Annotated in this window: 23 protein-coding genes and 7 tRNA genes; 18 read left to right on the top strand and 12 right to left on the bottom strand. The window is 69.8% G+C overall.

Annotated elements, in window-relative coordinates; all coding sequences use genetic code 11:
* The first annotated feature begins 58 nt into the window (after positions 1-58).
* The 4 genes from ABZW60_RS20935 to ABZW60_RS20920 all read left to right on the top strand — a co-directional run bounded on the left by ABZW60_RS20935 (position 59) and on the right by ABZW60_RS20920 (position 4,327).
* Complete coding sequence (locus ABZW60_RS20935; RefSeq protein WP_355479164.1) at positions 59-1,222, top strand: YihY/virulence factor BrkB family protein; 1,164 nt, start codon at positions 59-61, stop codon at positions 1,220-1,222.
* Positions 1,223-1,376: 154 nt separating this feature from the next.
* A complete protein-coding gene (gene rsgA / locus ABZW60_RS20930; protein ID WP_355479162.1) occupies positions 1,377-2,444 on the top strand; it encodes a ribosome small subunit-dependent GTPase A in 1,068 nt (355 codons plus the stop codon).
* Positions 2,445-2,460: 16 nt separating this feature from the next.
* Positions 2,461-3,204 carry an SDR family oxidoreductase gene (locus ABZW60_RS20925; RefSeq protein ID WP_355479160.1) on the top strand — a complete coding sequence of 248 codons (744 nt, stop codon included), beginning with the start codon at positions 2,461-2,463 and terminating at the stop codon, positions 3,202-3,204.
* A gap of 487 nt (positions 3,205-3,691) precedes the next feature.
* A complete protein-coding gene (locus ABZW60_RS20920; RefSeq protein ID WP_355479158.1) occupies positions 3,692-4,327 on the top strand; it encodes an EamA family transporter in 636 nt (211 codons plus the stop codon).
* 43 nt (positions 4,328-4,370) lie between these two features.
* Here ABZW60_RS20920 and ABZW60_RS20915 read toward each other — a convergent pair.
* From ABZW60_RS20915 to ABZW60_RS20900, 4 genes are all read right to left on the bottom strand, one after another.
* Positions 4,371-4,442 (bottom strand) — tRNA-Val (locus tag ABZW60_RS20915).
* 24 nt (positions 4,443-4,466) lie between these two features.
* A tRNA-Cys gene (locus tag ABZW60_RS20910) sits at positions 4,467-4,537 on the bottom strand.
* Between the two features lie 49 nt (positions 4,538-4,586).
* Positions 4,587-4,659 (bottom strand) — tRNA-Gly (locus ABZW60_RS20905).
* 158 nt (positions 4,660-4,817) lie between these two features.
* Entirely contained in the window at positions 4,818-5,711 is an 894-nt protein-coding gene (locus ABZW60_RS20900; RefSeq protein ID WP_355479157.1) for a sigma-70 family RNA polymerase sigma factor, read from the bottom strand.
* 75 nt (positions 5,712-5,786) lie between these two features.
* Between ABZW60_RS20900 and ABZW60_RS20895 the strand changes: the two genes are divergently transcribed.
* Complete coding sequence (locus ABZW60_RS20895; RefSeq protein WP_355479155.1) at positions 5,787-6,227, top strand: pyridoxamine 5'-phosphate oxidase family protein; 441 nt, start codon at positions 5,787-5,789, stop codon at positions 6,225-6,227.
* 360 nt (positions 6,228-6,587) lie between these two features.
* Here the strand turns inward: ABZW60_RS20895 and ABZW60_RS20890 are convergent.
* A tRNA-Val gene (locus ABZW60_RS20890) sits at positions 6,588-6,659 on the bottom strand.
* A 121-nt stretch (positions 6,660-6,780) separates the two neighbouring features.
* Between ABZW60_RS20890 and ABZW60_RS20885 the strand changes: the two genes are divergently transcribed.
* On the top strand, positions 6,781-7,347 hold the full coding sequence (locus ABZW60_RS20885) for a CGNR zinc finger domain-containing protein (protein WP_355479153.1): 567 nt from the start codon (positions 6,781-6,783) through the stop codon (positions 7,345-7,347).
* An 81-nt stretch (positions 7,348-7,428) separates the two neighbouring features.
* Here the strand turns inward: ABZW60_RS20885 and ABZW60_RS20880 are convergent, their stop codons facing one another.
* A complete protein-coding gene (locus tag ABZW60_RS20880) occupies positions 7,429-8,247 on the bottom strand; it encodes an aminotransferase class IV (RefSeq protein WP_355479151.1) in 819 nt (272 codons plus the stop codon).
* A 174-nt stretch (positions 8,248-8,421) separates the two neighbouring features.
* On the opposite strand from ABZW60_RS20880, the gene ABZW60_RS20875 reads away from it, so the two are divergent.
* The 4 genes from ABZW60_RS20875 (at position 8,422) to ABZW60_RS20860 (ending at position 10,400) form a co-directional block, all read left to right on the top strand.
* Positions 8,422-8,494 (top strand) — tRNA-Gly (locus ABZW60_RS20875).
* 32 nt (positions 8,495-8,526) lie between these two features.
* Positions 8,527-8,597: transfer RNA gene (locus tag ABZW60_RS20870), tRNA-Cys, on the top strand.
* A 24-nt stretch (positions 8,598-8,621) separates the two neighbouring features.
* Positions 8,622-8,696, top strand: a tRNA-Val gene (locus ABZW60_RS20865).
* Positions 8,697-9,416: 720 nt separating this feature from the next.
* On the top strand, positions 9,417-10,400 hold the full coding sequence (locus ABZW60_RS20860) for an NADPH:quinone oxidoreductase family protein (RefSeq protein WP_355480479.1): 984 nt from the start codon (positions 9,417-9,419) through the stop codon (positions 10,398-10,400).
* Here ABZW60_RS20860 and ABZW60_RS20855 read toward each other — a convergent pair.
* Genes ABZW60_RS20855 through ABZW60_RS20845 form a run of 3 tightly spaced genes read right to left on the bottom strand, consistent with a single transcriptional unit; the run spans position 10,397 to position 13,219 of the window.
* Positions 10,397-10,993 carry an SUMF1/EgtB/PvdO family nonheme iron enzyme gene (locus ABZW60_RS20855; RefSeq protein WP_355479149.1) on the bottom strand — a complete coding sequence of 199 codons (597 nt, stop codon included), beginning with the start codon at positions 10,991-10,993 and terminating at the stop codon, positions 10,397-10,399. The two genes, ABZW60_RS20860 and ABZW60_RS20855, sit on opposite strands and share 4 nt — an antisense overlap.
* Before the next feature lie 18 nt (positions 10,994-11,011).
* On the bottom strand, positions 11,012-12,475 hold the full coding sequence (locus tag ABZW60_RS20850) for a glycosyltransferase family 39 protein (protein ID WP_355479147.1): 1,464 nt from the start codon (positions 12,473-12,475) through the stop codon (positions 11,012-11,014).
* Between the two features lie 36 nt (positions 12,476-12,511).
* A complete protein-coding gene (locus ABZW60_RS20845) occupies positions 12,512-13,219 on the bottom strand; it encodes an SDR family NAD(P)-dependent oxidoreductase (RefSeq protein ID WP_355479145.1) in 708 nt (235 codons plus the stop codon).
* Positions 13,220-13,302: 83 nt separating this feature from the next.
* Here ABZW60_RS20845 and ABZW60_RS20840 point away from each other — a divergent pair, with 83 nt between their 5' ends.
* The 4 genes from ABZW60_RS20840 (at position 13,303) to ABZW60_RS20825 (ending at position 18,403) form a co-directional block, all read left to right on the top strand.
* Positions 13,303-14,385, top strand: a complete 1,083-nt coding sequence (locus tag ABZW60_RS20840) for a GntR family transcriptional regulator (RefSeq protein WP_355479144.1) — start codon at positions 13,303-13,305, stop codon at positions 14,383-14,385.
* A gap of 47 nt (positions 14,386-14,432) precedes the next feature.
* On the top strand, positions 14,433-15,989 hold the full coding sequence (locus ABZW60_RS20835) for a histidine kinase (protein ID WP_355479142.1): 1,557 nt from the start codon (positions 14,433-14,435) through the stop codon (positions 15,987-15,989).
* Positions 15,986-16,651, top strand: coding sequence for a response regulator transcription factor (locus ABZW60_RS20830; RefSeq protein ID WP_355479140.1), 666 nt, complete (start codon positions 15,986-15,988; stop codon positions 16,649-16,651). The genes ABZW60_RS20835 and ABZW60_RS20830 overlap by 4 nt, the downstream gene beginning before the upstream one ends.
* A 183-nt stretch (positions 16,652-16,834) precedes the next feature.
* A complete protein-coding gene (locus ABZW60_RS20825) occupies positions 16,835-18,403 on the top strand; it encodes an AAA family ATPase (protein ID WP_355479138.1) in 1,569 nt (522 codons plus the stop codon).
* Positions 18,404-18,436: 33 nt separating this feature from the next.
* On the opposite strand, the gene ABZW60_RS20820 is transcribed toward ABZW60_RS20825, so the two are convergent.
* Entirely contained in the window at positions 18,437-19,075 is a 639-nt protein-coding gene (locus ABZW60_RS20820) for a DedA family protein (RefSeq protein WP_355479136.1), read from the bottom strand.
* 106 nt (positions 19,076-19,181) lie between these two features.
* Here ABZW60_RS20820 and thrS point away from each other — a divergent pair, with 106 nt between their 5' ends.
* Positions 19,182-21,203, top strand: a complete 2,022-nt coding sequence (thrS, locus tag ABZW60_RS20815; protein WP_355480477.1) for a threonine--tRNA ligase — start codon at positions 19,182-19,184, stop codon at positions 21,201-21,203.
* 10 nt (positions 21,204-21,213) lie between these two features.
* Positions 21,214-21,783, top strand: coding sequence for an HIT domain-containing protein (locus tag ABZW60_RS20810; protein ID WP_355479134.1), 570 nt, complete (start codon positions 21,214-21,216; stop codon positions 21,781-21,783).
* Between the two features lie 59 nt (positions 21,784-21,842).
* Here the strand turns inward: ABZW60_RS20810 and ABZW60_RS20805 are convergent, their stop codons facing one another.
* A complete protein-coding gene (locus ABZW60_RS20805) occupies positions 21,843-22,778 on the bottom strand; it encodes a hypothetical protein (RefSeq protein WP_355479132.1) in 936 nt (311 codons plus the stop codon).
* An 87-nt stretch (positions 22,779-22,865) separates the two neighbouring features.
* On the bottom strand, positions 22,866-23,828 hold the full coding sequence (locus ABZW60_RS20800) for a hypothetical protein (RefSeq protein WP_355479130.1): 963 nt from the start codon (positions 23,826-23,828) through the stop codon (positions 22,866-22,868).
* A gap of 274 nt (positions 23,829-24,102) precedes the next feature.
* On the opposite strand from ABZW60_RS20800, the gene pgsA reads away from it, so the two are divergent.
* Together pgsA and ABZW60_RS20790 are read left to right on the top strand one after the other, a co-directional pair.
* Positions 24,103-24,759 (top strand): phosphatidylinositol phosphate synthase, encoded by a 657-nt coding sequence (gene pgsA, locus ABZW60_RS20795; RefSeq protein ID WP_355479128.1) that lies wholly within the window; start codon positions 24,103-24,105, stop codon positions 24,757-24,759.
* Positions 24,759-25,628: a phosphatidylinositol mannoside acyltransferase gene (locus ABZW60_RS20790; RefSeq protein WP_355479126.1), complete on the top strand. Its 870-nt coding sequence runs from the start codon at positions 24,759-24,761 to the stop codon at positions 25,626-25,628. The genes pgsA and ABZW60_RS20790 overlap by 1 nt, the downstream gene beginning before the upstream one ends.
* Positions 25,629-25,631: the final 3 nt, after the last annotated feature.

Here is a 25,631-nt window from a genome sequence, read left to right as displayed (position 1 = left end):
TACGGTAAGCGGTATGGCACGTTCTGGGGCAGGACCCACTGGTGGGAGCTCCCTCTCATTGGCATGGGTTCGCAAGGTCCCCGCGACGACCTGGAAGCTGCTCACCCAGACGGTCGGGGTCTGTCTGCGCTACCGGGTCACCGGACTCGCGGCCGAGGGGGCGTTCTTCGCGATCCTCTCGCTGCCGCCGCTGATCTTCGGGCTGGCCGGCTCGCTCGGTTACATCGCGAGCAAGTGGTTCGAGGTCGAGACGATCAACGACATCAAGCAGCAGATCGTCGACCTGGCCGCCCGCGCGCTGACCGACGACTCGATCAAGAACGTGATCGCGCCGACGCTCGACCAGGTGCTGAACGGCGGCCGCCCGGACGTCATCTCGATCGGTTTCGTGCTGGCGCTGTGGTCCGGCAGCCGCGCGCTGAACGTGTTCGTCGACACCATCACGATCATGTACGGGATGGGCGGCAAGCGCGGCATCGTCCGCACCCGCGCGCTGTCGTTCTCGCTGTACTGCGCGGCGCTGGTCATCGGCGTCATCGTCCTGCCGCTGGTGCTGGCCGGACCGGACGCGGTCGACGCGCTGCTGCCGCACCGGCTGGACTTCCTGAACCAGCTGTACTGGCCGGTGGTCACGATCCTGTCCGCGGGCTTCCTGAACACCCTGTACCACCTCTCGGTGCCGATCCGGACGCCGTGGGTCTCGGACCTGCCCGGCTCGTTCCTGGCGCTGTCGATCTGGATCCTGGGCAGCTTCGTGCTCCGCTGGATCCTGCAGAGCACGGTCGGCGGCACGTCGATCTACGGGCCGCTGGCCGCGCCGATCGCGGTCCTGATGTGGCTCTACATGACCGCGATCGCCGTACTGATCGGCGCCGCGCTGAACGCGGTCGTGGACCGGCTGTGGCCGCACAAGGCCCAGGTCGCCGAGGTCAAGCAGGCCGCTGCCGAGGAAACCGCTCCCGAACAGACCGGCGACGAGGTCGAGCCGGTGATGAAGGCGGAGCCGGACCCCCACCACGAGCACACGCTCACGCCGGTGGTGGAGGACGAGCGGCCGGAGGCGGCGGTCGGGCGGAAGATCGAGAAGCTGTCCGAGCGGCCGCCCAAGGCGGCGGCCCGACCCGCACCCGAACCTCAACCTGACGGTGAGCGCGAGACCGCGCGGAAGCCCGCGTCGGTCGGAAAATCCGGTGCGCAGGGCGACCCCGACGACCTAGGCTGACGGCATCGCGACACACGGTCCCCGGCTCGGGACCGCTGGAACCCGGAAGGAGGCAACCGCCATGAGCTTGCGAGAGGCCCGTCGGGCCGTTGTCTCCTACACCGTCCGTCCGCTGACCTGATCCCGCGGCCGGACCCTCGGAAAGGTTCGCCGCATGTCAGCCACACTTCAGGCCCTGGGACTCGACAGTTCCACGGCCGAGTTTCTGCAGTCCGTCCCGGAGGACCTCGTGCCGGGACGCGTCGCCCGGGTCGACAAGGGCCTGGCGACGGTTGTCACCGAGGACGGCCCGGTCCGTGCCAGCTGGTCCGGCGCGCTGCTCGCCGAGCTGGCCTCCGATGCCCAGGCCGGCCCCTGCACGGGGGACTGGGTCGTCCTGCGGTTCTGGCCGGACGACCGGATCACGCTCGAGTCGGTGCTGCCGCGCCGGACCACGATCGTGCGCGCCGAGGTCGGCGGCTCGTCGCGCGGGCAGGTGCTCGCGTCCAACGTCGACGTGATCGCCATCGTCGTCGGGCTGGTCCCGGAGCCGAACATCGTCCGCATCGAGCGGTTCCTGGCGCTGGCCTGGGAGAGCGGCGCGCGGCCTGTCGTCGTACTGACCAAGTCCGACCTTGTCGGCGACGCCGAGTCCGTGGCCGAGGACGTGGCGAGTGCCGCGCCCGGGGCCGACGTACTGGTGTGCAGTGCGACCACGGGCGCGGGCATGGACGACGTACGGGCATTGCTCGACGGGAACGCCACCCTGGCGCTGCTGGGCTCCAGTGGCGCCGGCAAGTCCTCGCTGGTGAATGCGCTGGCCGGTGTGGAGCTGCTGGACGTGCAGGACATCCGTGAGGACGGGAAGGGCCGCCATACCTCGGTACGGCGCGAGCTGATCGTGCTGCCCGCCGGCGGCGTCGTCATCGACACGCCGGGGCTGCGGGGGATCGGTCTGCAGGAGAGCGGGGAGGGGCTGGCCGCGGCGTTCCCGGACATCACGACGCTGGCGGAGCAGTGCAAGTTCAAGGACTGCTCGCATGTGATGGAGCCCGGGTGCGCGGTGCAGGCGGCGCTGGAGGACGGGTCGTTGCCGTACCGGCGCTACGACAGCTGGGTGAAGCTGCAGCGCGAGGCGGCGTACATGGCCCGCCGTACCGACGCGCGGCTGCGGGCGCAGGCGAAGAAGGACTGGGTGCGGGCCAGCAAGTCGTACCGGCGGGACATCAAGCCACGCTCGTGATGAAAGGATCGGTTCCATGAATCGATCGGTGCTGGTGACGGGGGCTTCGCGGGGGATCGGGGCGGCGACGGCGCGTGCGTTCGCGGCGGCGGGTGATCGGGTGGCGGTGCACTACAGCGCCTCACCGGACGCCGCGGCCCAGGTCCTCAAGGAGCTTCCGGGGACCGGGCACGTGATGGTCCAGGCCGATCTCGCGGACCCGGAGGCGATCCGGGCCGCGGTCGACGACGCCGCCCGGACGCTCGGCGGGATCGACATCCTCGTGAACAACGCCGGCGTCTACCACCCGCACCGGATCCGCGAGTCGACGTACGCCGAGTGGCAGCAGGCGTGGGCGGACACGCTCGCGGTGAATCTCGTTGGCCCGTCCAACGTCACCTGGTGCGCGGTGCGGCACATGACGCGCGGCGGCCGGATCGTGAACGTGTCGTCCCGCGGCGCCTTCCGCGGCGAGCCGAACCAGCCGGCGTACGGCGCGTCGAAGGCGGCGATCGTCTCGTTCACGCAGTCGCTGGCGCGGGCGCTCGGGCCGGAGGGGATCGCGGTCACCGCGATCGCGCCGGGGTGGACGGTGACCGACATGGCCGCGGTGAACCTGACCGGCGACGGCTACGACCGGCGCCGCCTGGAGAGCCCGCTCGAACGCGTGGCCGACCCGTCCGAGGTCGCGGCCGCCATCATGTACCTGGCGTCCCCCGAGGCCGAGTTCGCCACCGGGACGGTGCTGGACTTCAACGGCGGCTCGTACCTGCGGATGTAAATCCGCTCGCCGTTCGGGCGGGGGACTGGCTAAGGTCCTTGCTCGTGCATCGCATCATCACACCGCCGACCGCCGCCTAGGCGGACGGCTTCCTTCCCGGCTCAGGCTTTCTTGGTCCTGAGCTCCTCCGGGCTGTTCGCAGACGCCCCCATCCTTCGTTGCGAACACCTTCCCGGAGCCTTCGATGCACCACCGTCCCTCGACGAGGCATGCCCTCGTCTCTGTTGTCATCGCCGCCATCGCCTGGGGCACAGGCGGCCCCACCGGAGCCTTGCTGTCGCACCAGGGCCTCACCCCACTAGCCACCTCCTTCTGGCGCCTGGCATCAGCCGCAGCCTGGCTGGCTCTCGCCCGTCTACTAACCACCCACACCGCACGCCGCGCAACAGTTGCCGGAAGTCGTGCGGCCGCGAGGCCGTGCTGTTGGCCTCTTGGCCCCCGTCGTGGGGGTGCAGCCTCGCGCCTTGGTGTGCCGCGGGGTGCGTCGATGCGGTCGCTGCTCGCGGCCCGCCCGTCGCGGCACGTGGCGAGTGGCTTGGGGCTGGCTGTCTGTCAGCTTGGCTACTTCATGGCGATTCCACGCGTGGGCGTCGGCATAGCTACCGTGATCGCGCTCGGCGCTGCGCCCATCCTCATCAGCGTCGCCGCCCGCGAACGGTTAACCCCAGCACTCTTCACAGCCGTCGCCGGCCTGACCCTGCTGTCGGTCACCAGCGGCACAGCAAGCCTCCCGGGCGTAGCAGCCGCCGTCCTCTCCGCAGCCGGCTACTCCCTGACAACCCTCCTGAACCGCAACACCCCAGACCCGCTCACCGCCGCCCTCCTGGGCTTCACCAGCGGCGCGCTGTTCCTGGCCCCGTTCGCAGCCCTTCCCACGACGCTCACAGGCTGGCTACTGATCGCGTACTTCGGCCTGATCCCCACAGCTCTCGCCTACACCCTGTTCTACGCAGGCTTGAGAACCCTCAGAGCATCAACAGCCGCCGTGATCGCCCTGCTGGAACCCGTAGTAGCCACAGCAATCGGAATCCTCGCGTTCCAGGAACACCTCACCGCACCAGCCGCACTGGGCGCCGCAGTCCTCCTGCTGGCCATCGCGGCCCAGACGCGGGCCCTGAAATGACAACAGGCGGTGTGTGCATTCCGCACACACCGCCTGTTTCGCGTGGACGATACTGGGATCGAACCAGTGACCTCTTCCGTGTCAGGGAAGCGCGCTACCGCTGCGCCAATCGTCCAGTGGAACCTGATTGAGGTTCTCGAGGTGGAGACGGGATTCGAACCCGTGTACACGGCTTTGCAGGCCGTTGCCTCGCCTCTCGGCCACTCCACCACTGAGGCCTTTTCCCTTGTGAGGACGGTGGCCTGCCGAACCCTCTCCGAGCGGACGACCGGGTTCGAACCGGCGACCTCAACCTTGGCAAGGTTGCGCTCTACCAACTGAGCTACGTCCGCGCTTCGCTCCGGGGCGTTTCCGCTCGGTGCGAGAGCAGAACAGTAGCGCACTTTCCGCCCGGACAAAAACCGGATTCCACTACCTCGCGACGAGCGTGATCAGCACCCCATCCGTCACACGAGTCCCACCTGTTCTGTCCACTCGCCACGCCGCCGAACTAGCCCTTCACTGTCACCAGATCGACGTTTTCCAGGTACTCGGTGTCGCCCCGGAGATCGATCGCCGCGACACGCCCGTCGACCACGGTGAAAGAGAACACAATCAGCGGTTCGCCGCGACGCATCCACACCAGCCCGGGCATTCCGTCGACGAGAACCAGCTTCGCCGCGGCCGCGCGCCCGGAGAAGACCTGCGCAACGCGTGCCGCGCCCTCGAGCACCTCCGCCGCCGGGCCGCCGTACGCCGCGGCTCCCGCGTCCGCCCGGACGACGACTTCCGGATCCAGCACCTCGAGCAACGCCGAGAAGTCCGCCTCCCGAGCCGCGGTGAGGAACGCGGTCACGACCTGCTTCTGGCGCGCCACGTCGACGCCGGCCGGTTCCGGCGTACCGCGGATCCGCCGTCGCGCCCGGCTGGCGATCTGCCGGGCCGCGGCCGGGGACTTGCCGATGATCGGCGCGATGTCCTCGAACGGCACCGCGAACAGGTCGTGCAGCACGAACGCGAGCCGCTCCGCCGGCGACAGGGTCTCGAGGACGACGAGCAACGCCAGCCCGACGGAATCCGCTTGGATCGCTTCGAGTTCAGGATCCGGTACGACGTCGTCGGCGAGCACCGGCGAATGGTCCGCGACCGGGAGCTCGGGCCGCCCGCGCCGCGCCCGCAACATGTCGAGACAGATCCGCCCGACCACGGTGGTCAGCCATCCGCCCAGGTTGTCGATCGTGGCCGTGTCGCTGCGACTGAGCCGGATCCAGGTCTCCTGGACCGCGTCCTCGGCCTCCGGTTCGGATCCCAGGATCCGGTACGCGACGGCCCGCAGCCGGTCCCGGTTCTGCTCGAACCGCGTCGCGAGCCAGTCGTCCCCGCCCATCACGACCACATCCTTCACCTGTCACACTGACCGGCCGAGCGCCGTCAGATGATTGACGGACCACGCGGAGCACATGTGACAGAGGAGTGAGCGATGACGGCAGCAGCCCGCCCGTTGGACGTGCGCAAGAAGGACACCCTGACCCGTCTCGCGCAGGACGTCGACGCCTGGGTGTCCACGGCCTCGCCGGACGGTACGCCGTACCTGATGCCGCTCTCGTTCCTGTGGACCGACGGGACACTGCTGCTGTCGACCGCGCGAACCAACCCGACCGGTCGCAACCTGCTGGCGAATCCGGTCGTCCAGTTGACGCTCGGCGAGGTACGCGACGTGATCCATGTGGCCGGCACGGTCGAGGTCGTCGAGCCGACCGACACCGAGGGCGAGGCGTTCGCAGCCAAGGCCGGCTTCGACCCACGCCCCCTGGCCAACTACCCGTTCTTCCGCGTCACCCCGACGAAGATCCAGGCCTGGCGCGAGGTCAACGAACTCAAGAACCGCGTGCTGTTCGAGAACGGCCGCTGGCTGGACTGACGCTTGACGTCGCCGTCCCGCGGCAGCTGATCGAGCAGCCGCCCCGCCTGACCACCCGGCGCGACCACCGCGCCTGAGTCGTCCAGCAACCCCAACCACCACAGGTGAGTCGACTGCTCAACCCAGCCACCGGAGCCGAGCTGACTGCCCTACCCAGCCACGGCAGGTGAGCCGACTGCCCAACCCAACCACCGCAGGTGAGCTGACTGCCCAACCCAACCACCGGAGCCGAGCGAAGCGATGGCGCAGGGGGTGCGGGTGGCGGAGCCCCCGCCGGCGGCAAGCGAAGCGCAGCCGCACAAAATGACGAAGGCGACGCGGCTCGCGCTTTCCGCGAGCACACGCCGCCTATCGACTTCGTGGGCGATACTGGGTTCGAACCAGTGACCTCTTCGGTGTGAACGAAGCGCGCTACCACTGCGCCAATCGCCCGGGGTGGTGCTGATGTTTCCTGTGTGGTGTTGCGGGTGAAACCATAGCGCATGATGAAGCGACGATCTAATCGGGCCGGGCTACTCTTGCTGCAGGACGGAGATCCCGTCGCGTTGGAGACGTGATTGTGACTTTCTCGCACGACACCGAGCAGGCGCTCGGGACGCTGGTCCGGCTCGTCAACACCATGCCCGGACCGAACAGTCAGGTCGACTCACTGGAGACCCTGGAGGAACTGGAGAAGTTCGTCCAGGAACGGGAGTTCAGCGCGGTCGACATGCTGACGGACAAGGACCTGACCGAGGTCCGGGACCTGCGCCCGTTGTTCGCGCCGGTGTTCACCACGGACTCCGACGCGTCCGCGGCGTCGATGATCAACGCGATCATCGCCCGCGGTACGTCGACTCCGCGGCTGACCAACCACGACGGGCACCCGTGGCACATCCACTACTCCCGCGACGGCGCGTCGCTGGCCTGCCGGATCACCGTGGAGTGCGGGATCGCGCTCGCCCAGGTGATCTCCGCCGGCGAACGAGAACGGCTGCGCCGGTGCGAGGCGCCGGACTGTGACGACGCCTTGATCGATCTGTCGCGGAACCGTTCCAAGCGGTACTGCGATGCGCGGACGTGTGGCAATCGCTTGCATGTCGCGGCGTACCGGGAGCGTCGCAAGGCGTCCGGAGAGTAGGACCGATTTCCAGCCCGCGGGACCACAGGTTCCGCGGGCTGTCCGGTTCTGCGACCGACCGACCGACCCGGTTCCGGCGGTTCAGGGGTTGGGGTTCTCGGCGGAGCGTTCCGCGAAGATCTTCGCGACCTGGCCGGTGATCGTGCCGGGCACCGGCAGGTCGCGGTCGTCGACACGCTGGATGCCCTGCACGTCACGGGTTGTCGATGTGAGGAAGATCTCCTCCGCCTCGAACAGCCGCTCCAGCGGTACGTCGCGCTCGACGCCGCCGAACCACTTTAGGACGAGCGCACGCGTCACCCCGGCCAGCGCGCCCGACGCGAGCGTCGGCGTGACCAGCTCCCCGTCGTACACGCAGAAGATGTTCGAGCCGGTGCCCTCGCTGAGGTTGCCGATCGTGTTCGCGAAGATCGCCTCGCTGCCGCCGCGCTCCTTCGCGTAGGCGAGCGCACGGACGTTCTCGGCGTACGACGTCGTCTTGAGGCCGGCGACCGCGCTGCGTTCGTTGCGTACCCACGGCACGGTGACGATCGCCGACACCGGCGCCGGGCGCTTGATCTCCTGCGTCGCGACCAGGACCGTCGGGCCCGACGTACCGCGGTCCGACGACAGCGGCGAGACCCCGCCGGTGTACGTGATCCGCAGCCGGCCGAACGGGATCCCCGGATCCGCCTCGACCACCGCGTCGATCCCCGCCTCGATCGCGGCGACGTCCGGCGCCGGGAGGCCGAGCCCGACCGCCGAACGGACCAGCCGGTCGAGATGCCGCCGGACCGCGAACGGGCGGCCGCTCTCGATCTTGATCGTCTCGAAGACGCCGTCACCGGTGGTCAGCCCGTGGTCCAGCGGCGAGACCGTCGCCTCGTCGTCCAGCAGGGCGCCGTTGAGCCAGATACGCATGTGGTGCTCCTTCCGGGAATCACCTTAGTAGGCAGGTGATCCGGGGTTGCGCGGCAGTCCGAAGGTGAGCAGCCGATGACGGTACGTCGACCGGCAGGGGACCCCGGTTTTTGAACTGGGGCGGAGATGGGCTAGTGTTCTTCTCGCGCCGGGGACACCGAAACCGGGCGCGATGCGGACGTAGCTCAGTTGGTAGAGCGCAACCTTGCCAAGGTTGAGGTCGCCGGTTCGAACCCGGTCGTCCGCTCGGAGAGGGTTCGGCAGGCCAGCTTTCTCAGTGGTGGAGTGGCCGAGAGGCGAGGCAACGGCCTGCAAAGCCGTGTACACGGGTTCGAATCCCGTCTCCACCTCGAGAACCTCAATCAGGTTCCACTGGACGATTGGCGCAGCGGTAGCGCGCTTCCCTGACACGGAAGAGGTCACTGGTTCGATCCCAGTATCGTCCACCAAGTCGACAGGCGACTCGTGTCCGCGCAGACCGCGGACCGGGTCGCCTTCGTCGTGTTACACGGCGGTGGCGGTGGTTGGCTTGGCGCGGTCAGGTCAGCCACGGGGGTTGGGTAGGCGGGGTGCTCGGTAGCGGTGGCTGCCTTGGGTGGAGCAGCTCACCTGCGGGAATCACCTGCTGAGGTTGGCATTCGCCGCGCGCGTGTTGGGTTGGGCGGCTGGTGAGCGTCCCCCGTGGGTTGGGTGGGCGGTTAGCACGGTGCGTGGGTCTCAGTGGGCGGTTAGTTCGCCCGCGGGCCTTCGGCGGGCGGTTCGTTCACCCGCGGGTCTTGGGGTGGCTTGTGAACTGATGTGCCCGGGTCTGCCTGAGGCTACTGTCCCCGCGCGCGGACACCAATCACCCCGCCCGAGCCAGCCCACCCGCCCAGCCTCAGCACGCAAGCCGGCCACAAACCTCGGGCGCCACGGCTGACCTGACAGCAGGCGCCGCCAGGCGATCTAGTCGCGCCCCGCCCGGGACATGAGGTAACCGCTCAAGCCCAACCTGGGTCTGCAGGTGGACAGTACGTATGCGTCCACTGCGGGTGGCTTCGGGGTTTGCTGAGCGTGGGATCGGCTGATGGTGGGGGACTTGTCCTGTCGAGGTGCTGATGTGGCCGCTGCGGGCGGGATCAGTTTGATGTGGGGCGAACAGATGTACGATCTTGGTCAAACAGATCGAGATGGGGTGGGGCGTGCGGGCGTTGGTGCAGCCGTCGGTGGGTGGGCCTGGGGTTATGGGGGTCGGGGATGTGGCGGTGCCCGTGGCCGGGGTGGGGGAGGTGCTGGTCAAGGTTGGTGCTGCGGGGGTGAACTTTGCTGATGTGATGCAGACGCGGGGCACGTACGACGGTGGGCCCACGCCGCCGTACGTCGCGGGGTTCGAGGCGGCTGGTGAAGTGGTTGCGCTGGGGGAGGGCGTGACGGGCGTGGCCGTGGGGGAGCATGTGATCGGCACGGGGGCCGGGGCGTTCGCGGAGTATGTGGTGATGCCCGCCGATGCTGCCGTACCTGTGCCGGCCGGCTGGAGTGACGAGGAAGCGCTCGGGCTGGTGCTCAACTGGGCCACCGCGCTCGTCTCCCTCCGGCCCCTCGGGCAACTCAAGGCGGGCGACGCGGTGCTGATCCACGCGGCCGCGGGTGGTGTCGGGCAGGCCGCGGTGCAGATCGCCAAGCATTACGGCGCGACCGTCATCGGGACCGCGTCCGCCGCCAAGCACGACGTGGTACGGCGACTTGGCGCGGACCACGTCGTCGACTACCGAACCGCCGATCTGGTCGCCGAGGTGCGCCGGTTGACGAACGGCCGTGGCGCAGACATCGTGCTCGAATCCGTCGGCGGCGACACGTTCCGCCGGAGCGTGGAGGTCGCGCGCCGGGTGACCGGCAAGGTCGTCGTGATCGGCGCCGCGGCCGGCGAGGCGTCCATCACCAACTGGGAGCTCAACTTCAAGCACCCGGTGCACGTGATCGGCCAGCACCTGACGACCACGATCCAGCAGGCACCGGAGCTGTTCGCGCAAGTACTCGCGGAGCTGAACGAACTCATCACGGCCGGCGTCTACCCGCCCGGGCGTCCGACCGTCTACGACCTCGCCGACGGCCCCAAGGCCCTCCAGGAACTCGAGGCCCGCGCCACCGTCGGCAAGATCGCGCTCAAGCCCTAGCCGACGATCGACTGCGCGACCCGGAACCCCAGATCCTCGATCGCGAACGTCGGATGCGACCGCCGCCGCACAGTGGACCCCACCGAGCGCTCCTCATCGGCGAACCCACCCCCGCGAAAGATCCTGTACGACCCGTAGGTCTCCGGGTCGTACAGGTCCCAGCACCACTCCCACACGTTGCCGAGCATGTCGTGGAACCCCCACGCATTAGGCGCCCGCAGGCCGACCGGATGTGCACGCCCGCCGGAGTTCCCGACGTACCAGGCGATCTCGTCCAGTGGCCCGTAGCGATACCCGGCCGACCCGGCGGTGCACGCGTACTGCCACTCAGCCTCGGTCGGTAGCCGGTACCCGGGCGAAGACCGGTCCCAGCTCACCTCCGGGCCGTCGATCGAATAGGCGACCGGCAGCCCCGCCGACACCGACATCTCGTTGCACAAGGCAACAGCGTCGTACCAGCTGACGCCACACAGCGGCAGCCCGTCCCGCGCGACCGGGTACTGCGCCAGCCGGAACGCGGGCAGGTCCACGTGCCACCGCCTGCCCACCCGGTCGTCACGCAGGAACAGCAATCCGGCCGGTACGTCGAGCATCGTCCAACCGTACGGCGATCAGTAGAACTGCCGGACCTTCGGCCACAGCGTGGACCACGCCTCGCTCGGCCCGGCGCACAGGACGAGCGCCGTCCCGTCCTCGTCGTTGGAGACGATGCTGTCGATCGTGCCGACCTGCTCACAGTCGCGGAAGTACGACTCGAAGATCGGCGTCCGTTCGAGCTCGACGAGGAGGACCGGGCCGGTGTTGGTGTCGGGTGGCCGCGCCCAGTCCCAGAAGCTCATGTGCGCGGAGTACGGCGCGGGCAGGCCGTGCGCGGGCCCGTACCGGACGAGTGCGCCGGCTTCGCCGTAGTTCCCGGTGAAGAGCGTCGCGGTCGATCGCTCGTCGGCCGGAATCCGGTCCCACGCAGCGGCGACGGACGCGGTGAAAGCCGGCCAGCCGATCTGCTCGCCCTGCTCCTTGTTCACGGGGATGACGAAGTCCGCGGCCGACGCCGGTAGCACGGGGAGTGTGAAGACGGCGGACGTCAGCGCGGTCAGGACCAGACCGACGACAGCCGCTGCGCGATGCCGGTCGATCCATCGCAGCGTCGGCTCACAACCAGCCGCGACAAGGACGAGCAGCAGCGGCAGTGCGTAGTACGACTTGCCGCCGGCCGCGAGGACGATGACGCACAGCACCGGGTAGGCGAGTGCGACGGCTCGCGCCCACGGCAGCCCGACCCAGATCCGGCGGAACCCGGCGATCCAGACCGGCACCAGGAACGGGGACAGTTGCAGGATCTGGAGTGGGACGAACATGATCCGGTTCTCGGTGCCGTCGTCCTCGCTGATGCCGCCCGCGACCTTCAGCTGGGGCCAGTCGTGCTGGAACTGCCACAGCACGTTCGGCAGGGCGATCAGGCCCGCGACGGCCACGCCGGCCAGCAGCCACCAGGACCTGAGTACGCCGCGCGGACCGACGATCAGCAGCGCCACGAGCAGGGCGCCGATCGGCAGTACGACGAGGTACTTGTTCTCCAGCGCGATCCCGGCCGTCAGGCCGAGCGCGAGCCACCAGCGGCCGTCGCCGGTCCGCAGCAGCTTCACGGCGAACAGACCGATCAGCATCCAGGCGAGCAGGTCGTACGTCGCTGTGGAGACGAGATGCCCGACGCCGAGGACGAACCCGGACACCGCGGCGCAGATCGCGGCCAGGATCTGCCCGCGTCGCTCGCTGCCGAACTCGCGGGCGATCAGCGCGACGACGACGATCGTCGCGACCGTGCTCAGCGTGGACAGCACCCGCAGTCCCATCACGGTGTCGCCGAAGACCGCGGTCGAGACGCGCGCGATGAACGGGGTCAGCGGCGGCTGGTCGACGTACCCCCAGCTGAGGTGCCGGCCGGCGACCATGAAGTACAGCTCGTCCCGGTGGTAGCCGTAGCGCCCGGACAGCGCGGTCAGCACCGCACCGACGACGAGCGCGACAGTCATGACCGGTCGGACCGCGAAGGCGGCCACCGCTGGGCGCGTCATGACGGAATGGTGCCAGCCGCCGGGGTCTGCCACCACCTAGTTCAGCCAGCGCGGTTCCGCCTCGCGTTCCAGCAGTACGACGCGCCCGGTGAGCGACTCGTCGGTGAGGAAACCGACCACCGCGTCGGTGACCGCTTCCAGCGGGACCAGGGCCGGCCCGCGCTCGGCCGGTGGGAGTGCCGCGCGCTCGCGGATCCCGCGCGGCGTGGCGACCCAGTCGGGGACCACGCAGTTCACCCGGACGCCGTCGAGGTCGCGCAACGTCGTGGTGAAGCGGATCAGGGCCGCCTTCGCCGCGCTGTACTCCGGGGACACGTGCGACCCGGAGCCGACCCCGGCCGTGGAGCCGATGTTCACGACGGCACCACCGCCCGCGGCCCGCATCCCCGGGATCGCCAGGTGGGTGGCGAGCATCGGGGCGCGCAGATTCACCTCCAGGGACGCCGTCCAGCGCTCGACCGAGGCATCCGGGAAGCAGGGGCGCAGCACCGCGCCGCCGCCGGCGTTGTTGACCAGGATCTGTGGCTGACATGCCATCAGCGCGCGCACCGCCTCGTCGTCGCGCATGTCGACCCGGACGAAGCGCGCCGTCGGCCCGATCAGCCTGCGGGTCTGCTCGCCTCCGGCCGCGTCGAGGTCGGCGACGACCACCATCGCGCCGGCGGCGCCCAGGCGGACGGCGATCGCCCGGCCGATGCCGACGGCCGCTCCGGTGACCACTGCGGTCTTGCCTGCGATGTCCATGGTCAGCACGCTCCCACCGTCCGCCGACAATTGCGGTGGATGATTGGATATGTCAACCGGACAAGTCATGAGGGGTAGGCGCTGTGGCACTGCTGTACGAGCGGATCTGTGCTCACGTGCTGGAGCAGCTCCGCCGCGGCACACTGCGGCCGGGGGACCGGGTGCCGTCGGAGATGGAGCTGGCCACGCAGTTCGCGGTCAGCCGGATCACCTCCAAGCGCGCCCTGGAGGTGCTGCGGGAGGCCGGTCTGGTCGAGCGTGTCCGGGGCAAGGGCACGTTCGTCGTCCCCCGCCTGCCCGACCTCACCGAGCTGACCGTCCCGCTCCGGTCGAACCCGCGGCGCGAGACGCTCTCGATCGCCTACATCGTGCCGTCGATGTCGGAGGCGTTCGGACTGGACCTCCTCAACACCATCGAGGAGCGCTGCGCGGAGCACGGCGCTCATCTGGTGGTCCGGCGCACCCACGGGCGTCAGACCGACGAGGAGAAGGCTGTCGACTCGCTGGTGTCCACCGTGGACGGCCTGATCGTGTTCCCGGTGTACGGCGACTTCTACAACGCCAGCCTGCTGCGACAGGTGCTGGACGGCTTCCCGGTGGTGCTGGTCGACCGCCAGCTGTCCGGTATCCCGGTGTCCGCCGTACTGACCGACAATGTGGCCGCCGCCCGGGCCCTGACGCAGCGGCTGCTGGTGCAGGGGCATGAGCACATCGCCTTCGTCTCGCCGCCGCCGGTGAACACGTCCTCGATCGAGGAGCGGCTGGAAGGCTTCCGGTCTGCCTTCGTCGACCTCGGCCGGCCGTACGAGCTGACCGACCTGCGCAGCACGCTGCCCGGTTCGACGACCACGGAGAGTGTCCGGGCGGACATGGACACCATCCGCGCGTTCCGCGAGCAGCGGCCGGAGGTCACGGCGTATTTCGCCTGTGAGTACAACCTGGCTCGCATGGTCGACAGGGCGCTGGGCGGCGAGCGCGGCGATCGCGTGGTCGCCTGCTTCGACTCGCCGGGCGACTCCATCGGCGGACCGCCGTACCTGCATGTCCGCCAGAACCAGACGGAGATGGGCCGGCTCGCCGTCGACCTCCTGCTCGCGCAGCTGCGCGGCGAACCCGTGCCGAACCTGTCCTACGTACCGTTCGAGCTGATCGACGCGGAGACCTGACTTTCGGCAGTACGGCGGACGTGCTGCGACTGTGTAGCGTCTACGCCATGAAGTGGCGGCGCCTGGGGGACGCGGGTCTGTGGGCCGCGCTGAGCCTTCTCGTGCTCGCGGAAAGCGGTGCACGTCACGACCCGTACTGGTTTCGCGCCGTCTGCCTCGCCGTACTGGCGTTCGCCGTCCTCGGCCGCCGGAGGTGGCCGCTGGTCGCCCTGTGTGTCGTGGCGTGGACGGAGATCGTCGTTCTCGCCTTCGCGCTTGGTACGACGAACGGCGTGCAGATCGCGCTGGTACCGGCGATCAGCCTGTTGAGCTACCTGGCCGGCCGGCGGGAGACGCAGCTCAAGCACTTCGTCCTGCTCTGCAGTTGGTCGCTGATCGGGATGCTGGGCCTCGCCCTGACCATGCGCAGGGGAGCACAGGCAACAGAGGCCGTCCTGACGTGGCTCATGCTGCTCCTGCTCGCACTGCTCCTGGTCGTGCTGCCCTGGTTGATGGGCCGCTACCGAGCGCAACAGGCGCTGCTGGCCTCGGCCGGCTGGGAGCGGGCCGAGCGGATCGAGCGCGAACAGCAGATGGAGATCGACCAGGAGCGCCTGCGCGAGCGGTCCCGGATCGCCGAGGACATGCACGACTCGGTCGGTCACGAGCTCAGCCTGATCGCACTGCGCGCGGCAGCCCTCGAGCTCGACCCGTCGCTGCCGGAGCAGCATCGGCGGGCCGCCGGTGAGCTCCGGGAGTCGGCGGCGACCGCCACGGAGCGGCTGGGCGAGATCGTCGGCGTACTGCGGGACCAGGACGCACCGACCGTGCCGCACGACGAAACGGTGCGCGCGCTGGTGGACCGGGCCGCAGCGTCCGGTCTGGCGGTGCAACTGACGGAGGAGGTCGACGGCGTACTGGCGCCGATGGTGGATCGCGCCGTGCACCGCGTGGTGCAGGAGTCGCTGACGAACGCCAGCAAGCACGCACCCGGCGCGACCGTGACCGTCAGCGTCACGACGCACGAGGACGACGTACGGGTGAAGGTTCTGGACACTGGCGCGACCCAAGCTGTGGCTGCGCCGTCAGGCGGACGCGGGCTCGACGGGCTGCGTGAGCGAGTCCGGCTGGCCGGGGGCTCGCTCATCGCGGGTCCGCGTCCGGGTGGTGGGTTCGAGGTCAGTGCCACGATGCCCCGCGCCGGCGGCCGACCAGAGCCACCCACGGCGGCGGTGGAGCGTGCCACGGTACGACGCAGCGCCCGGCGCGGTCTCATCACGGCCATTGCCGCTCCCGTACTGCTGGGTGCCGTTGTCGGCGCGGTTGCCCTTGGCTACTACCTCGTCGCGGGCTACAGCGCGATCCTGCGCCCAGCGCAGTACGACGCACTCGCCATCGGCCAGTCCGAGGGGGACGTCGCGAAGGTGCTGCCACGGATGCAGATGATCGACCCGCCGGGAGAGGGCTACCGCCCGCCGGCCGGGTGGAGCTGCAGGTACTACCGTCCGGCGGCCCCGTTCTCCTCCAACTACGTCTACCGCCTGTGCTTCGCCGGCGGCGCACTCGTCGCCAAGGCCGTCGTCCAGAGCGGGTCCGTTCCACCGACACCGGAAGGCAACCGATGATCAGGGTGATGCTCGCCGACGACGAGGCGATGGTGCGGGCCGGGGTCCGCGCGATCCTCGGCACCGACGACGAGATCGAGGTCGTGGCCGAAGCGGCCGACGGCGTCGAGGCCGTCGAAGCGGTCCGGCGGCACCGGCCGGACGTCGCCGTGCTGGACATCCGGATGCCGAGGATGGACGGACTCGCCGCCGGGGCGGAGATCCGGCGGACCGTGCCGGAGACGGCGGTCGTCGTCCTCACCACCTTCTCGGAGGACGCCTACATCGCCCGGGCGCTCGGCGACGGCGCGAGCGGCTTCCTGCTCAAGTCGGGCGATCCGCGGGAGCTCATCGCCGGGCTGAAAGCCGTCGCCGACGGCGCGGCGTATCTGTCTCCCAAGGTCGCGCAGCGGGTGATCGCCGAGCTGGGCGCCGGCTCCGGCGGCGGCGCGATGGCGCGGGCGGCCGCCGCCAAGGAGCAGGTCGGCGCACTGACCCCGCGCGAGCTAGAGGTGCTCGGACTGGTCGGAGCCGGACTGTCCAACGCCGAGATCGCGGCCCGGCTGTTTCTGGTCGAAGGGACCGTGAAGGCGTACGTCAGCGCGATCCTGCTGCGGCTCCGGGTCAAGAACCGGGTCCAGGCGGCGATCGTGGCGTACGAAGCCGGGCTGGTCACGGGCTGACGCATCGGTGACGCACCGGTGGGGCACTGGTGCGGAACCGTCACCGGACGCTCCGGGTGGTGACGTGGTGAGGACACCCGGTCATGGGATAGTGGACCCTCCTGGGGGCCTCACTTCCCCCCGGGGCACCCAGCAAGCCTCAGGGGCCACCCGCCCCCTCTCACAGAATCGGGGATCCAGGTCGTGACCGACTCGCACAACTCCGGACAGCACAAGGACCGGGAAGCGGCGGCGGCCGAGGTCCGGAGAATGTGGCAGCCGACCCCCTCCTGGACCCAGCCGGACCCGAACCAGTCGCCCGACGCCGAGCCCGTCGAGGAGACCGACGAGCAGGAGGACGCCCTCTCGCGGACCGACTCGTGGGGAGTGGCCCCGAAGCCTGTCGACCAGCCGGCGCCGTGGACGCAGCCGCAGAGCCAGCCGGCGCCGTCCTGGACGCAGCCGGCCGCGGAGTCGAGCTCCGCGTCGTGGAGCCAGCCTGAGGAGCAGGACGACGAGCTCGGCGCGGACACTGAGGCCGCCGCGTCCGCCGACAGCACTACGCCGGACGCGGGTCCGAGTACGCCGGTTTTCGGCGGCTCCTCGTTCCACGGCTCCGGACACGACCAGGGCGGCCAGCCGCAGGGCGCTCAGTCGCAGGGCGGTCAGCCGCAGGGTGGTCAGTTCCCGCAGGGCCAGTCCGGTGCCGCGCCGCAGGCTGCCGGTCAGCCTGCGCAGCCCGGGCCTGCTGGTCAGAGCGGTCAGCCGCTGTCGCAGGCCGCTCAGCACTTCTTCCCGCAGGGCGTTCCGGGGCAGCAGGGTCAGCAGCCGCCGCAGAACCTGTCGTACCGTGCCGACGAGCTGATCCAGGCGCTGCCGCTGCCGCGGGAGGCTCCGGCCGAGCGCGGTGTGCGGAGCGTGCTGAAGCTGCGTCCGGGGAGCTCGGAGCGTTCCGAGCGGATCGCGCGCGCGACCGCGGCGACGGCCTTCCGGCGTCCGGTGACGATCGTCGTGGCGAACCCGAAGGGCGGCTCGGGCAAGACCCCGACCACGCTGCTGCTGTCCGGCGCGCTCGGGCAGGCCCGCGGCGGCGGGGTCGTGGCCTGGGACAACAACGAGCTGCGCGGCAACATGCACCTGCGCACCCACGACACGAACTCGCGGTCCACCGTCACGGACATGCTGCAGGCCATGCCGATGCTGACCCAGCCGGACGCGCGGCTCGGTGACGTCGCGGCGTACCTGCGCCACCAGGTCGCCGGTCAGTACGACGTGCTCACGTCCGCGACCACGACGTACGCACAGATCGAGGCCAAGGACTTCGACCAGATCCACCGCCTGCTGAGCCGGTTCTACAAGGTGCTGGTGATCGACACCGGCAACAACGAGGGCTCCAGCAACTGGCGCGAGGCGATGAAGGCGGCCGACGCCCTCGTCATCCCGATCAAGTGGAAGAGCCTGTCCTGCGCGGCCGCCGTGCAGATGCTGGAGGAGCTCGACAACCAGGGCCCGGAGGCGCAGCGGCTGATCCGCCGCGCGATCATCGCGGTCTCGAACGGCCCCGGCGACGTGAACAAGGAGGTCGAGAAGCAGCTCCGCCCGTACTTCGAGTCCCGCGCGGCCGCCGTCGTCGACATCCCGACCGACATGCACATCGCCGCCGAGGGTCCCCTCGACCACTCAGCACTGCAGCCCGCCACCCGCCGCGCAGCCCTGGATCTGGCCGCCAAGGTCGCCGAACAGATCACCGTCGCTCTCAACACCCCGCGCTGAGCGCGATCAGCAACTGCTGGACGTGGTCGTCGGTCAACTGTCGATCAGTTCGGGTTCACGGTCGACCTGAGGTTGAGGTTTGCGGAGGCGGTGGCGGATGAGTTCGACGATCAGGGTGACTGCCAGGGCGAGGCCGATGCCGAGGATGACGCCCTTGAGGGGGTTGTCCTCGAAGGCCTTGCCGCCGATGTAGCCGACGAGGGTGCAGTACAGGCCCCAGCTGACGGCGGCCAGGGCCGCGTACGGGGTGAAGCTGCGCAGTGGGTAGCGCACGGAGCCCATGGTCAGGGTGACCGCGGTACGGCCGCCGGGAACGTAGCGGGCGACCACCAGGACCAGTCCGCCGCGCTCGGCCAGTGCGCGGCGGGCCCACAGGACGGCCGCTTCCCGTTTGGTGCCTGGCTTGACCCGGTCGAGCAACCGCCCGCCGGCGCCGCGCCCGAGGGCGTACGACACGTGGTCGCCCACGAAGGCGCCGATCGCGGAGACCACGATCACGGCGTACAGGTTCGGCTCGCCGGTGGCCGCGGCGAACACGCCGGCGGTGACGACCAGGGTCTCGCTCGGGATCGCCGGGAAGAACCCGTCGAGCGCGGCGAAACCCCACAGCGCGAGGTAGATCCACCACGAGGACATCAGTTGATCGGCGAAGTGCAGGAGGGCGTCACTCATAGGTACGAACCTAGAAATCCGCGCGCCGCGGCACATCTGACTACCGGCTGGTCCGACCCCCTACTTTCGTTGTCGATACCATCTGCTCGTGAACGAAGGAGTGAACGTGTCGGAAGTCAAGGTCCATCTGATCGGCGTCGAGGGCGAGGCTGAGCGGAGTGTGACCGAGACGACGACGATCGGGGAGCTGTTCGCCGGGATCTTCGGCCAGGACCGCTCCGCCATCGCCGCCCGGGTCAACGGTGAGCTGCGGGACCTGTCCCGGGTGGTCGCCGACGGCGACGAGATCGAGCCGGTGAAGGCATCGTCCGAGGACGGCCGGGCGATCATCCGGCACTCGACCGCGCACGTCCTCGCGCAGGCGGTCCAGGACCTGTTCCCGGAGGCCAAGCTCGGCATCGGCCCGCCGGTGGAGAACGGGTTCTACTACGACTTCGACGTGCCGACGCCGTTCACGCCGGAGGACCTGACCAAGCTCGAGAAGAAGATGCAGCAGATCATCAAGGAGCGGCAGCGGTTCAGCCGCCGGGTGGTCAGCGACGACGACGCGCGCGCCGAGCTGGCCGCGGAGCCGTACAAGCTCGAGCTGATCGGCATCAAGGGCTCCGCGGCGGACGCGGCCGAGGGCGCGAGCGTCGAGGTCGGCGGCGGCGAGCTGACGATCTACGACAACGTCCGGCGTGACGACAGCGTCGCCTGGAAGGACCTGTGCCGCGGGCCGCACGTCCCGGCCACGGGGTACCTCGGCAACTTCAAGCTGATGCGCACCGCGGCGGCGTACTGGCGGGGGAGCGAGAAGAACCCGCAGCTGCAGCGGATCTACGGCACCGCCTGGGAGTCCCGCGACGAGCTGAAGGCGCACCTGACCCGGCTCGAGGAGGCCGCCAAGCGCGACCACCGCAAGCTGGGCACCGAGCTGGACCTGTTCAGCTTCCCGGACGAGATCGGCTCCGGCCTGGCCGTCTTCCACCCGAAGGGCGGTGTGCTGCGCAAGGTGATGGAGGACTACTCCCGCCAGCGGCACGTCGAGGACGACTACGAGTTCGTCTACTCGCCGCACATCACCAAGGGCCAGCTGTTCGAGACCTCCGGGCACCTCGACTGGTACGCCGACGGCATGTACCCGCCCATGCACCTGGACGAGGAGCGCGGCGCGGACGGGCAGATCCGCAAGCAGGGCCAGGACTACTACCTGAAGCCGATGAACTGCCCGATGCACAACCTGATCTTCGCCGCCCGCGGCCGGTCGTACCGGGAGCTGCCGCTGCGGCTGTTCGAGTTCGGCACGGTGTACCGGCTGGAGAAGTCCGGCGTCGTGCACGGCATGACCCGGGCCCGCGGCTTCACCCAGGACGACGCCCACATCTACTGCACCCGGGAGCAGATGCGCGACGAGCTGCGCAACCTGCTCACCTTCGTGCTCGGCCTGCTCGCCGACTACGGCCTGGACGACTTCTACCTGGAGCTGTCCACCAAGAACCCGGACAAGTTCGTCGGCTCCGACGAGGTCTGGGAGGAGGCCACCGCGACGCTGCGCGAGGTCGCCGAGGGCTCCGGTCTGGAGCTGGTCCCGGACCCGGGCGGCGCCGCGTTCTACGGCCCGAAGATCTCCGTCCAGGCCAAGGACGCGATCGGCCGGACCTGGCAGATGTCGACGATCCAGCTGGACTTCAACCTGCCGGAGCGGTTCGAGCTGGAGTACACCGCGCCGGACGGCTCCCGGCAGCGGCCGGTGATGATCCACCGCGCGCTGTTCGGCTCGATCGAGCGGTTCGTCGCGGTGCTGACCGAGCACTACGCGGGCGCCTTCCCGCCCTGGCTGGCCCCGATCCAGGTGGTCGGCATCCCGGTGACCGACGGGCACGTGGACTACCTGTTCGACGTCGCGAAGCAGCTGAAGGCGGAGGGGATCCGGGTCGAGGTCGACGCCTCCGACGACCGGATGCAGAAGAAGATCCGGAACGCCCAGAAGGCGAAGACGCCGTACATGCTGATCGCCGGTGACGAGGACATGGCGGCCGGCTCGGTCTCCTTCCGGTACCGCGACGGCACGCAGAAGAACGGCGTACCGATCGCGGACGCGGTCGCGGAGATCGTCGAGTCGGTCAAGAACCGCGTGCAGGTATGACGGGGCAGGTATGACCGGGCACCCCGAATCGCCGTACGAGCCGGAGGAGCTGGTGCGGCAGGACGGCGTCGGGGTGCCGGACCCGTTCATGCGGCTGTGGACGCCGCACCGGATGGCCTACATCGAGGGCGAGAACAAGCCGACCAGCTCGGAGGCCGGCTCGGGCTGCCCGTTCTGCCGGCTCCCGGGCCTGCCGGACACGGACGCGCTGATCGTGCACCGCGGCGAGGCGGCGTACGCCGTCCTCAACCTGTACCCGTACAACCCGGGTCACCTGATGGTCGTGCCCTACCGGCACGTCGCGGACTACACCGAGCTGACCGACGCCGAGGTCGCGGACGTCGCAACGCTGACCCGGCAGGCGATGCAGGCGGTTCGCACGGTGTCGGCGGCGCACGGCTTCAACATCGGCATGAACCAGGGCGAGATCGCCGGCGCCGGCATCGCCGGGCACCTGCACCAGCACGTCGTACCGCGCTGGTCGGGGGACACCAACTTCATGCCCGCGATCGCGCACACGAAGGTCCTGCCGCAACTATTGGCCGACACCCGCGCCCTGCTCGCGAAGTCCTGGCCATGAAGTCCTGGCCATAAGGAAACGCCCCACCCGCGGGCCGCGGGTGGGGCGCTGTCACAGGGTCACTCGCCGGCGAGGTCCTGGCCGGTGAAGTTCTTCCAGAGGAAGTAGACCGGGTCGTTGAAGGTGCCCGCGGCCTTGCCGAGCGACTCGATCGTCGTGGCGGTGCCGTTGGCGTGACCCACGCGGTACAGGTAGCCGGAGCCGCTGTCCTTGTCGATGCCCAGCAGCAGCGTGCCGTTACCGCACGGCGCCGCGACCAGCGACTCGAAGCCCTGCCAGGTCGAGCTCCGGACCTCCTTCACCACCCCCGGGATGACCTGCCCGCCGGCGAGCGGCAGGTGCGCGGTGTAGAGCTTGCCGCTGGTCAGCGTCATCAGGAACGTGTCGTACGTCGCGGTCTGGCTGATCAGCGTCATCGCCTTCACGCCGCTGTAGCCGGACTGGTAGCCGGTGACCTGCCGGCTCGGTACGCCATTGATGTACGCCACGTTGCGGCGGTACAGCGTGCCGTCGTTGTGCAGCGAGTACTCCGTGTCCCGCTGCGAGGTCGCGGTGACGACGGTCGAACGGTCGAGCGACCGGTACACGTCCCAGCCGCCACCCACGCGGGTGACCTGCTTCTGCGAGACGGTGCCCCCACCGGCCGGCGTCAGGTACGACGTGTCGTACAGACTCGACCCCATGATGACCGGGCCGGTGTGCGCGTCACCGCCGACCTCGGTCGCGCCGAACCGCATCGTCGCGCTCAGCCGGACCTGCCCGTCCGGGTAGATGTCCTTGGCAACGATCTTGTCCTCGATCAACGCGGCGTCGGTCCCGAAGGTCTGCAGCCGGTGGTCGCCCCCCGCGGTCACCGAACCGACCTTGATGCTGCACGTGGCGCCCGTCGTGCTCGCGCCACCGGTGGGCTGCGCCGCGGCGAAACCGCTGGTCAGCAAGCCCATCCCGACCGCCCCGGCAGCAACGACTCCGGCGTACCTGGCCCACTTGATCATTTCTTTCCCCCTGCTTCTCGGTATCGGACGGCAGGTTGGATGCGGCCATGACCGGAAAAGTTCGGCCGGCTGTGAAAAGCCGGACGGTCAGCGCAGGAACAGCGGCAGCATCGGGTCGACCAGGTTGGTCAGGGTGTCGAGGGTGACCTCGCGCGGCGGGTTGGTGAGGGCGGTGACACGGACGACGCGGCGGCCCTGGCGGAAGACGAGTTCGCCGGCCTCGGGAAGGTAGTAGCCGGGCTGGCCGATCGGCGCGAACCGGGGCGGCGGCACCTGCTGCGCCTCCGGGATCGACGCCTGGTCGAACGCCTCGACGATCGACACGGTCGCGTCGTACGTCCCCCAGATGCACGTCAGCGCACCCTTCACCCGGTAGTCCCGGCGCAGCTGCACCCGCAGCTGGATGAACCGCTCCGCGGCCGAGGTCGACAGCTGACAGGTCTCGTCCGCCTGCCGGGCCGGCCGCAGGGTCCGCGGTACGGCGTCCCGTGCGGCCGTCGCGATCGCGACCGCGCGCGCCTTCTCGATCCCGTCGGCGGGGTCGCGGTCGATGCCGCCGGCCGGCGTGATCCGCACCGCGCGGTCGCCGGCCCGGAAGACGATCCGGGACTCACTGATGGTGGCCTCCGGGCCGAGCTCCGGCAGCGGGTCGACCGAGCCGGGGTTCTCCACGAGCCGGCTGAGCGTGTCCGGCTGGATCGGCAGCGCGCTGACGCCGATCGTGACCGGCAGGTCCCCGAGCAGCAGGGTGCACAGATCCATCGCCGGGAGTCCGCCGTCGTTCCAGGCGTTCGGCTTCGCCGTGACCGGGCCGCGGAACCTGGCCGTCAGTGTGCGCGTGATCGCCGTACAGACCTGCGGCCCGGGCGCGCCCGACGTACCGTCCAGGCCCTCGGCCTGCGGGGGAGCGATCACGGTCGGGACGACTACCGTGGGTGGCACCGGGTTCGGCGCGGTGCCGTTCGCCCGCTGGGCGACCGTGCACCCGGCGGCGCCACCACTCGCGACGAGCAGGAGGACGAGCGCGCCCACGAGCTGCCTGCGACCCATGGCGCTCACCTCCTCACCCCCCAGCATCCCCTGCCCCAAGGCTCCGCGCAGGCCGAAACCCGTGCCGAGGCCCTGTCTGGTGACCCATCGCCTACTGCGGGGCACTCGGCACGGCACCTCGCCGCACGGGTGCAAAGGCCACGATGCTCCGCATCGAGACCTTCGCCCCCGCACGCCGATGCACCGCACCGAGCACCTCCTCGCGACGGCGCTGGATCACCAGACAGGGCCTTGTCACCCGATGGTGACCCCGGTGAACTACGATCGCGTCGCCATGCTTAACAGATTCCGGCAGTTCTGGACCAAGGTGATCACGCCGATCGCCACCCTCCTGCTCAAGCTCGGCGTGAGCGCCGACATGGTCACGCTGGTGGGCACCATCGGTGTGTCCGCGGGGGCGCTGATCTTCTTCCCGCGCGGCCAGCTGTGGATCGGTGTCCTGGTGATCACGGCGTTCGTGTTCTCGGACCTGATCGACGGCTACATGGCCCGGACGTCGGGAACGTCGTCGAAGTGGGGCTCGTTCCTCGACTCGACACTGGACCGGATCGCCGACGGCGCCGTCTACGGCGGCCTGGTGATGTTCTACGCGAACTCGCGGGCCGGCGACTCGACGCTGATGGCGGCTGTGACGCTGTGGGCGCTGGTGATGGGCGCGGTCACCTCGTACGCGCGGGCCAAGGCGGAGAGCCTCGGGCTGAAGGCGAGCGGCGGTCTCGCCGAGCGCGCCGACCGGCTGGTGTTCACGCTGGTCCTGGCGTTCTTCTCCGACCTCTTCGACCTGCCGATCCTGCTCGAGATCGTGATCTGGTACGTCGCCGCGGCCAGCACCATCACTGTCATCCAGCGCTCGCTCTCGGTCCGTCAGCAGGTGCTGGCCGACCCGTCCAACTCGGGCCTCGACACCCCGCCGCCGGACCCCAAGGCCTGATGGAGGGCGTCCGGCAGCGGGCCGTCGACCTGGCCTTCGCGCTCGCCTGGACCCTGGTCCGGCGCCTGCCCGAGCGGACCGTCACCTGGCTGTTCCGGCAGGCCGCCGACCGCACCTTCCGCCGGAACGGCCGCGGTGTACGGCGGTTGCGCGGCAACCTGGCCGCAGTACGCCCGGAGGCCACCGAGGCCGAGCTCGACGAACTGACCCGCGCCGGCCTGCGCTCGTACCTGCGCTACTGGCAGGAGGCGTTCCGCCTGCCCGAGTGGAGCCGCGACGAGATCGTCGGCCGGGTGCGGACGGTCAACGAGAAGCTGCTGCGGGACGCGTACGCCGCCGGGCAGGGCGTGATCTGCGCGCTGCCGCACCTGGCGAACTACGACCACGCGGGCGCCTGGGCCGGACTGACCGGCATGCCGGTGTCGACCGTGGCCGAACGCCTGCAGCCGGAGTCGCTGTTCGACCGCTTCATCGCGTACCGCAAGAAGCTCGGCATGGAGGTGCTCCCGCTGACGGGCGGTGACGAGGACGTCACCGGCGTGCTCGCGGACCGGCTCCGGGCCGGGGGATTCGTCTGCCTGGTCGCCGACCGGGACCTGTCCGAGCGGGGTGTGCCGGTCACGTTCTTCGGCCGCCCGTCCCGGATGCCCGTCGGGCCTGCCGCGCTGAGCCTGAAGACAGGCGCGCCGTTGATCCCGGCGACGCTGCACTACGAAGGCCGCGACCTGGTGATCACGTTCCACGACACCGTCGACACGGAAGGCGGTGTGGCGGCGATGACCCAACGGTGTGCGGACGCGTTCGCCGTCGGGATCGCCGAACACCCGCAGGACTGGCACATGCTGCAGCGGATTTTCCTGGAGGAGTAACAA

Source organism: Kribbella sp. NPDC003557 (assembly GCF_040610805.1).
GTDB lineage: Bacteria > Actinomycetota > Actinomycetes > Propionibacteriales > Kribbellaceae > Kribbella.
Note: the sequence above shows the minus strand (reverse complement) of the source record. Positions and strands in the feature narration are given on the sequence as shown.

Bases quoted from the DNA above. Each gene is read 5' to 3' on its own strand.
- ABZW60_RS20880 (WP_355479151.1), bottom strand. From the start codon at position 8,247: ATGCGTATCTGGCTCAACGGCGCCCTGCTGGACGACGAGGCGACGGTC.
- ABZW60_RS20895 (WP_355479155.1), top strand. From the start codon at position 5,787: ATGACGGCAGCAGCCCGCCCGTTGGACGTGCGCAAGAAGGACACCCTG.
- ABZW60_RS20850 (WP_355479147.1), bottom strand. From the start codon at position 12,475: ATGACGCGCCCAGCGGTGGCCGCCTTCGCGGTCCGACCGGTCATGACT.
- ABZW60_RS20925 (WP_355479160.1), top strand. From the start codon at position 2,461: ATGAATCGATCGGTGCTGGTGACGGGGGCTTCGCGGGGGATCGGGGCG.
- ABZW60_RS20810 (WP_355479134.1), top strand. From the start codon at position 21,214: ATGACCGGGCACCCCGAATCGCCGTACGAGCCGGAGGAGCTGGTGCGG.
- ABZW60_RS20845 (WP_355479145.1), bottom strand. From the start codon at position 13,219: ATGGACATCGCAGGCAAGACCGCAGTGGTCACCGGAGCGGCCGTCGGC.
- ABZW60_RS20790 (WP_355479126.1), top strand. From the start codon at position 24,759: ATGGAGGGCGTCCGGCAGCGGGCCGTCGACCTGGCCTTCGCGCTCGCC.
- pgsA (WP_355479128.1), top strand. From the start codon at position 24,103: ATGCTTAACAGATTCCGGCAGTTCTGGACCAAGGTGATCACGCCGATC.
- ABZW60_RS20805 (WP_355479132.1), bottom strand. From the start codon at position 22,778: ATGATCAAGTGGGCCAGGTACGCCGGAGTCGTTGCTGCCGGGGCGGTC.
- ABZW60_RS20800 (WP_355479130.1), bottom strand. From the start codon at position 23,828: ATGGGTCGCAGGCAGCTCGTGGGCGCGCTCGTCCTCCTGCTCGTCGCG.
- ABZW60_RS20920 (WP_355479158.1), top strand. From the start codon at position 3,692: ATGCGGTCGCTGCTCGCGGCCCGCCCGTCGCGGCACGTGGCGAGTGGC.
- ABZW60_RS20820 (WP_355479136.1), bottom strand. From the start codon at position 19,075: ATGAGTGACGCCCTCCTGCACTTCGCCGATCAACTGATGTCCTCGTGG.
- ABZW60_RS20830 (WP_355479140.1), top strand. From the start codon at position 15,986: ATGATCAGGGTGATGCTCGCCGACGACGAGGCGATGGTGCGGGCCGGG.
- ABZW60_RS20860 (WP_355480479.1), top strand. From the start codon at position 9,417: ATGGGGTGGGGCGTGCGGGCGTTGGTGCAGCCGTCGGTGGGTGGGCCT.
- rsgA (WP_355479162.1), top strand. From the start codon at position 1,377: ATGTCAGCCACACTTCAGGCCCTGGGACTCGACAGTTCCACGGCCGAG.
- ABZW60_RS20835 (WP_355479142.1), top strand. From the start codon at position 14,433: ATGAAGTGGCGGCGCCTGGGGGACGCGGGTCTGTGGGCCGCGCTGAGC.
- ABZW60_RS20855 (WP_355479149.1), bottom strand. From the start codon at position 10,993: ATGCTCGACGTACCGGCCGGATTGCTGTTCCTGCGTGACGACCGGGTG.